The 6,590-nt window shown below is 65.3% G+C and carries 7 protein-coding genes; 4 read left to right on the top strand and 3 right to left on the bottom strand.

What is annotated here, in order from left to right:
- Positions 1-131 precede the first annotated feature (131 nt).
- Positions 132-974 (bottom strand): MoxR family ATPase, encoded by an 843-nt coding sequence (locus IVB29_RS19190; protein WP_247504925.1) that lies wholly within the window; start codon positions 972-974, stop codon positions 132-134.
- A 101-nt stretch (positions 975-1,075) separates the two neighbouring features.
- Positions 1,076-1,321: a GlsB/YeaQ/YmgE family stress response membrane protein gene (locus IVB29_RS19185; RefSeq protein ID WP_129268120.1), complete on the bottom strand. Its 246-nt coding sequence runs from the start codon at positions 1,319-1,321 to the stop codon at positions 1,076-1,078.
- A 123-nt stretch (positions 1,322-1,444) separates the two neighbouring features.
- Here IVB29_RS19185 and IVB29_RS19180 point away from each other — a divergent pair, with 123 nt between their 5' ends.
- The 3 genes from IVB29_RS19180 to sseA all read left to right on the top strand — a co-directional run bounded on the left by IVB29_RS19180 (position 1,445) and on the right by sseA (position 4,080).
- The gene (locus IVB29_RS19180; protein WP_247504924.1) at positions 1,445-2,620 is read left to right on the top strand and encodes a VWA domain-containing protein; all 1,176 of its coding nucleotides are present in this window, start codon (positions 1,445-1,447) and stop codon (positions 2,618-2,620) included.
- A 65-nt stretch (positions 2,621-2,685) separates the two neighbouring features.
- Entirely contained in the window at positions 2,686-3,099 is a 414-nt protein-coding gene (locus IVB29_RS19175; RefSeq protein WP_247504923.1) for a rhodanese-like domain-containing protein, read from the top strand.
- Positions 3,100-3,231: 132 nt separating this feature from the next.
- Entirely contained in the window at positions 3,232-4,080 is an 849-nt protein-coding gene (gene sseA / locus IVB29_RS19170; RefSeq protein ID WP_247504922.1) for a 3-mercaptopyruvate sulfurtransferase, read from the top strand.
- Between the two features lie 68 nt (positions 4,081-4,148).
- On the opposite strand, the gene IVB29_RS19165 is transcribed toward sseA, so the two are convergent.
- On the bottom strand, positions 4,149-4,907 hold the full coding sequence (locus IVB29_RS19165; protein WP_247504921.1) for a hypothetical protein: 759 nt from the start codon (positions 4,905-4,907) through the stop codon (positions 4,149-4,151).
- 366 nt (positions 4,908-5,273) lie between these two features.
- On the opposite strand from IVB29_RS19165, the gene IVB29_RS19160 reads away from it, so the two are divergent.
- The gene (locus IVB29_RS19160; RefSeq protein ID WP_247505143.1) at positions 5,274-6,479 is read left to right on the top strand and encodes a L,D-transpeptidase; all 1,206 of its coding nucleotides are present in this window, start codon (positions 5,274-5,276) and stop codon (positions 6,477-6,479) included.
- The last annotated feature ends 111 nt before the right edge of the window (positions 6,480-6,590 follow it).

Here is a 6,590-nt window from a genome sequence, read left to right as displayed (position 1 = left end):
GAAGCATCGTCCGGTGCAGCGGTGCGCTGCAGAGCCGGGGCCCATGTCGCCGCAGAGTACCGTGTCGCCTTCTGGGTCCCGGCTCTGCGCAGCAGCGTTGCACGCTGCAGCGCGTCCGGGACACGAGAGGCCTACACTTCCCTTCTGCTCAAAAACGCCAGCCGCTCGAACAGATGCACGTCCTGCTCGTTCTTGAGCAGCGCGCCGTGCAGCGGCGGGATCAGTTTTCGCGGGTCGCGCTCGCGCAACTGCTCGACGCTCATGTCTTCGTTGAGCAGCAGCTTGAGCCAGTCGAGCAGCTCCGACGTCGACGGCTTCTTCTTCAACCCCGGGACCTCGCGCACCTCGAAGAAGATGCGCAACGCTTCCTCGACCAGGCGCTTCTTGATGTTGGGGAAGTGGACGTCGACGATGCGGGTCATCGTGTCGACGTCGGGGAATTTGATGTAGTGGAAGAAGCAGCGGCGCAGGAAGGCGTCCGGCAGCTCCTTCTCGTTGTTGGAGGTGATCATCATGATCGGGCGCTGCTTGGCCTTGATCGTCTCGCCGGTCTCGTAGACATGGAATTCCATGCGATCGAGTTCGAGCAGGAGGTCGTTCGGGAATTCGATGTCGGCCTTGTCGATCTCGTCGATCAGCAGCACCGGGCGCTGCTCGGCGGTGAAGGCGTCCCACAGCTTGCCGCGCTTGATGTAGTTCTTGATGTCGGACACCCTGGCATCGCCGAGTTGGCTGTCGCGCAGGCGCGATACCGCGTCGTATTCGTAGAGGCCCTGCTGCGCCTTGGTGGTGGACTTGATGTGCCAGGTCAGAAGCGGCGCGTTCAGCGCCTTCGCGACTTCTTCCGCCAGCACCGTCTTGCCGGTGCCGGGCTCGCCCTTGATGAGGAGCGGGCGCTCCAGCACGATCGAGGCATTGACGGCGACCTTGAGATCGTCGGTCGCAACATAGTCCTTGGTGCCGGTAAATTTCATTGCGCGTCCTTGTTGGTCGTCGTCCCGGGCATTGCTTCATTGCCCCGGTCGCGACATGGGAACGGCCGCGCATGGCGGCCGTTCCTGGTTCGGTCAGGCTTTCAGACCCGTTTTATCAGCGAAAGGATGACCAGCACAATCACCGCGCCGATCGTGGCATCCACGATGGCGCCGACCGTGCCGGTGGCGAGCTCGATATGGAGCTGGGGCAGCACCCAACTCGCGACCAGCGCGCCGATGATGCCGACAACCATGTTGCCGATCAGCCCAAATCCCGCCCCGTGGACAATCTTGCCGGCAAGCCAGCCGGCGATGGCGCCGATGATGAGTGCCGCGAGAATTCCCATTGCAAACGTCCCCAAAACAACTCCGTGAGATGGTCAATTCTAGAGCAAAAAGCCTCCCGGTCCAGCGCCCCGCGGCGATCTCCGCCCCTTGACGTTCGTCCCCCGACGGGCAATCTGTCACCCATGTTCCTGCAATTCTTTACGTCTCTGCGCGATGCGCAGGTCCCCGTGACGCTGCGCGAATACCTCACGCTGGTGGAGGCGCTCGACGCTGATCTGGCGGACTACTCGGTCGAGAATTTCTACTATCTGTCGCGCACCGCGCTGGTGAAGGATGAGCGCAACCTCGACAAGTTCGATCGCGTCTTCGGCACGGTGTTCAAGGGGCTGGAAAGCCTGCTTGACGCCATGGAAGGGGCCGAGATTCCCGAGGAATGGCTGAAGAAGCTCGCCGAGAAATACCTCACCGAGGAAGAGAAGAAGCAGATCGAGGCGATGGGCTGGGACAAGCTCATGGAGACGCTGAAGAAGCGCCTCGAGGAGCAGAAGGGCCGGCACCAGGGCGGCTCGAAATGGATCGGCACCGCAGGTACCTCGCCGTTCGGCGCCCACGGCTACAATCCCGAAGGTGTCCGCATCGGCCAGGAAAAGAACCGCAACAACCGCGCCGTGAAGGTGTGGGACAAGCGCGAGTTCAAAGACCTCGACGGCAATGTCGAGCTCGGCATCCGCAACATCAAGGTGGCGCTGCGCCGCCTGCGCAAGTTCGCGCGCACCGGCGCGCCCGACGAGCTCGACCTCGACACCACCATCCGCGAGACCGCCAATCACGGCTATCTCGACGTGCACATGCGTCCCGAGCGGCGCAATGCGGTGAAGCTCCTGGTGTTCTTCGACATCGGCGGCTCGATGGACGCGCATATCGAGCAGGTCGAGGAGCTGTTCTCGGCGGCGAAGAGCGAGTTCAAGCACATGGAGTATTTCTACTTCCACAATTGCCTCTATGAAGGCGTGTGGAAGCAGAACAAACGCCGTTTCACCGACCGCACCCCGACCTGGGACGTGCTGCACAAATATCCGCACGACTACAAGATCGTGTTCGTCGGCGATGCCTCGATGTCGCCTTACGAGATCATGGTGCCCGGCGGCTCGGTCGAGCATGTCAACGAGGAGCCCGGCTCGGTCTGGCTCGACCGCATCATCCACACCTATCCGCATTCGGTGTGGCTCAATCCGGTCGCGCAGAAGCACTGGGACTATTCGGAATCGACCACGATCATCAAACGCATCTTCGCCAACCGCATGTATCCGATCACGATCGAGGGGCTCGAGGGTGCGATGAAGGAATTGACGCACTAACTCCTTGTCATTCCGGGCTCGATGCTGCGCATCGCCCCGCAATGACGAAAGAGAAGGGAAAAGACATGCCCCAGACCATCACCCGCGGCATCAAGGCGCTGATCGACGAGGCCAATGCCGAGATCGAGACGCTGTCGGCCAAGGACGCCATCGAGATTTCCAAGAACGGCGACGTCATCATCGTCGACATCCGCGACCCCCGCGAGATCGAGCGCGACGGCCGCATCCCCGGCGCATTCGCCTGTACTCGCGGCATGCTCGAATTCTGGATCGATCCGCAGAGCCCCTACGCCAAGCCGGTGTTCCAGGAGGACAAGAAGTTCGTGTTCCACTGCGCCGGCGGCCTGCGCTCCGCGCTCGCCGCCAAGACCGCGCAGGACATGGGCCTGAAACCCGTCGCCCACATCGCCGGCGGCTACGCCGCCTGGCGCGACGCCGGCGGTCCGGTGCAGCAGTGGGAGCCGAAGAAGAAGGGTTAGTTCTCTCCCTTCGTCATTCCGGGGCGCGACGAAGTCGCGAGCCCGGAATCCATTCATCCACCAACTCTGCCGCACAATGGATTCCGGGCTCGCCCTCCAGGCGCCCCGGAATGACCACAAGGAAAGACTCGCATGACCGATCCCCTCGTCTCCACCGAATGGCTCGCCGCCCACATCAACGATTCCAACGTCAAAGTGCTCGACGCCAGCTTCAAGCTGCCGGGCGTGCTGCCGTTGCCGAAGGACGATTATCTCGCCGCGCATCTGCCGGGCGCCGTGTTCTTCGACGTCGATGCTGTCTCGGATCATTCCAACCCGCTGCCGCACATGTATCCGAGCGCCGAGCAGTTCGGCCGTGACGCAGGCCAACTCGGCATCTCCAATGCCGACACCGTCGTGCTTTACGATGCCGGCGGCTGGGTGGCCGCGCCCCGCGCATGGTGGATGTTCCTGGCCTTCGGCCACGCCAATGTGCGCATCCTCAACGGCGGCCTGAAGAAGTGGCGCGCCGAGGGGAGGGCCACCGAGACCGGCGAAGTGAAACCGAAGCCGGCGAGCTTCAAGGCGAGCTACGATGCAAAGCGCGTGCGTAGCATGCAGCAGCTCGTCGCCAACGTCGAAAGCCGCGCCGAGCAGGTGATCGACGCGCGCGCCGCTGAGCGTTTCGAGGGCCGCGCGCCCGAGCCGCGCGCGGGCATCCGCTCCGGCCACATCCCCGGCGCGCGCAACGTGCCTTATAACCAGCTGTTCGATGCGGCGACCGGCACGATGAAGCCGCTCGAAGATCTCCGCGCCGCCTTCACTGGCGCAGGCGTCAAGCTCGATGCGCCGATCGTGACAAGCTGCGGCTCCGGCGTCTCAGCCGGCGTGCTGACGCTCGCGCTCTATCGCCTGGGGATTACCGACACCGCGCTCTATGACGGCTCGTGGTCGGAATGGGGCCAGGAAAAAGGCCCGCCGATCGCGACGGGAGCGGCTTGAACGGTTGATAGCGGCCGCGGCGGTGGTGCGGTCCCTCGCCCCGCAAGCGGGGCGAGGTGAACCAAGTGTCAGCGCGTGCGCGTGGCTGTCGTGGCGAGCGTTTGCTGCGGCTGGCCGAACGGATCGAGCGCCTGGTTGATCTGCTGAGGCGGCGGGCGCCGCACGATGCGGTGACGCTTCTTCGGCTTGTGCGCACGTGGCTTGCTCCCGGGCGTCGCGCTGCCGGCTTTGGTCGTCGCCGGCACAAGCTCGTTCAGCGCAGCCATCCTGGCCGCTGCAATGTCGGTCACGCGCGATGCCGGCGCCAGCGTCGCGGTTCGCGGCACTTCGGGGGCGGTCGCTGCTGGTGCGGGTGTCTTCGTGGCGATGGAAGCCGTCGTGTCGGCGGGGGTGAGTGTGTCCGCAGGCGCGGGAGGCGCAGCCTCACTCTTGGCGGGCTGCGCGACTGGCGCTTCGGCGGCGGGCGGAGCCGCCTCTGGAACCGGCGCGATGGCGGCGACCTGAGCCTTAGCCTCGAGCGTCACCGCGGCCATCTGCTCGGGGCTTGTTTCGACCGCGGGCAGCCCAATGCTCGGGATCTGGTCCGGCATCGCAGGCGTCGCCTCATTGGCGGCGGGCTCCACGCGGAGTGCCGCGAGCACCGGTTGGGCCGGGGCCGGCTCGGACGCCTGCGCAAACATCTGCTCCTGCGGGCCGTTCCGCCAGGACGGGTTGCTGACATACTGCTCGTGGCTCGCCCGCAGCAGCGAGGCGGCCCCTAAGCCGAACACCAGGATGGAGGTAGACAGCAGGATCGCGGCAAGCAGAAAGCGAAAGCCGGGAAGCATTGACGGATTACGAATTTCCGCCCCGGCGGCGTGTGGCCAGGGCCCATGAGCCATCTGAACGCGGTGACGGTACTGCTTGCCGCGTTCGCCACGCGGGGATTTGAGCTCAAAGCGGTGGCGAATCAGGCTGATTCGACCATATCGCAACGCCTCTGCGACGTTCCGTAAAAAACAGGGCGGTGGCTCCGGCAATCTACGGCGTGATGCGATTTCCGCCCCGTGATGCAACGGAGCAACTGTGTGCGATTGCATCACAAATCGCTAAATCAGGCACAATCAGCCTGTTATGTCTTGAATGTGCCGCTATCTTCGGTCATTTGGCCGTTAACGGCTCGGACGGGGCCCGGGGACTACATAAGAGCGATGATGATCAAACATTTTCTGACGATATGCGCTGCCGCAACAGTCGCTGCGGCGGGAACCTCGCTCGCACAGGCCCAGAGCTATCCGGTCCAGCAGGCGCCGAGCTATGGCGCGCCGGCCGAATATCGCCCCGGCGACCGCACGCCGAATTTCGACGCGCTAGAAGATGACGACGACGCGATGCCGCAGGCCTCGCTGCCGCCGCCAGGCCCGGGCGGCCCGATGAGTTCACCCAACGATCCGCGCTATGGCCGCCCCGTTGGTCCGCCGGTCTATTCGGCCGCCCCGCCGCAAGGCCCGGTGATGTCGCCGGATGATCCCCGTTATGGCCGTCCCGCCGGCGCGCCCGTCTATTCGGCTGCGCCGCCGCAGGGACCAGTGATGTCGCCCGACGATCCGCGCTATGGCCGCCCCGCTGGCGCGCCGCAGGTGATTTATGCCGACCGCCCGGGCCAGGCGCCGGGCAGCGACGGCATGCGTCCGCCGGAAGCCGTCGGTGGCCCGGCCGCGACCGGAGCAGTCTCGCAGCAGCCCGCCGTCGGCGCCGATGGCCGGCCGATGGCGATCGCCTCATTGCCGCCCGAGGAGCAGCCTGACGCGGCTCCGGCGCAGCTGGCGCCGAACCTGCGCCGTCAGGAAGTGTCGCTGGCGACCAAGGAGCCGGCTGGCACGATCATCGTCGATACCCCGAACACCTATCTCTATTACGTCCTCGGCAACGGCCGTGCGGTCCGTTACGGCGTCCGCGTCGGCCGCGACGGTTTCACCTGGACCGGCGTGCAGAAGATCACCCGCAAGGCCGAGTGGCCGGATTGGCATCCGCCGACCGAGATGATTGAGCGCCAGCCCTATCTGCCGCGCTTCATGGCCGGCGGCCCTGGCAATCCGCTCGGCGCCCGCGCGATGTATCTCGGCTCGACCGTGTATCGCATCCACGGCACCAACCAGCCCTCGACGATCGGCAAGTTCGTCTCCTCCGGCTGCATCGGCATGCTGAACGATGACGTCTCCGATCTGTTCGAGCGCACCAAGGTCGGCACCCGCGTGGTGGTGATGCCGGGCGGTCCGGCGCCGGGAACGGCGACCGCGTCCGCTGCGCCCATGCCTGGTGCCGCTGGTCCGGCTCCGATGGCGGCCCAGGCAGGTCCCGTCCCGGGTACGCAGCCGACAGTGGTCCCGCCGCTGCCCGCGCCGGTCACCGTGCGCTAGGTTCGCGTGGAACAATCGAGTTGATTTGCGGCGCGTGTGCCTCGGCCACGCGCCGCAAATGTTTGTGGCGCCGATTCCGCCCGCCAGTGTGTTCGCCGGGTTGAATCCCTG

The organism is Bradyrhizobium sp. 1 (genome assembly GCF_023073315.1).
In the GTDB taxonomy this organism is placed as follows: Bacteria; Pseudomonadota; Alphaproteobacteria; order Rhizobiales; family Xanthobacteraceae; genus Bradyrhizobium.
Note: the sequence above shows the minus strand (reverse complement) of the source record. Positions and strands in the feature narration are given on the sequence as shown.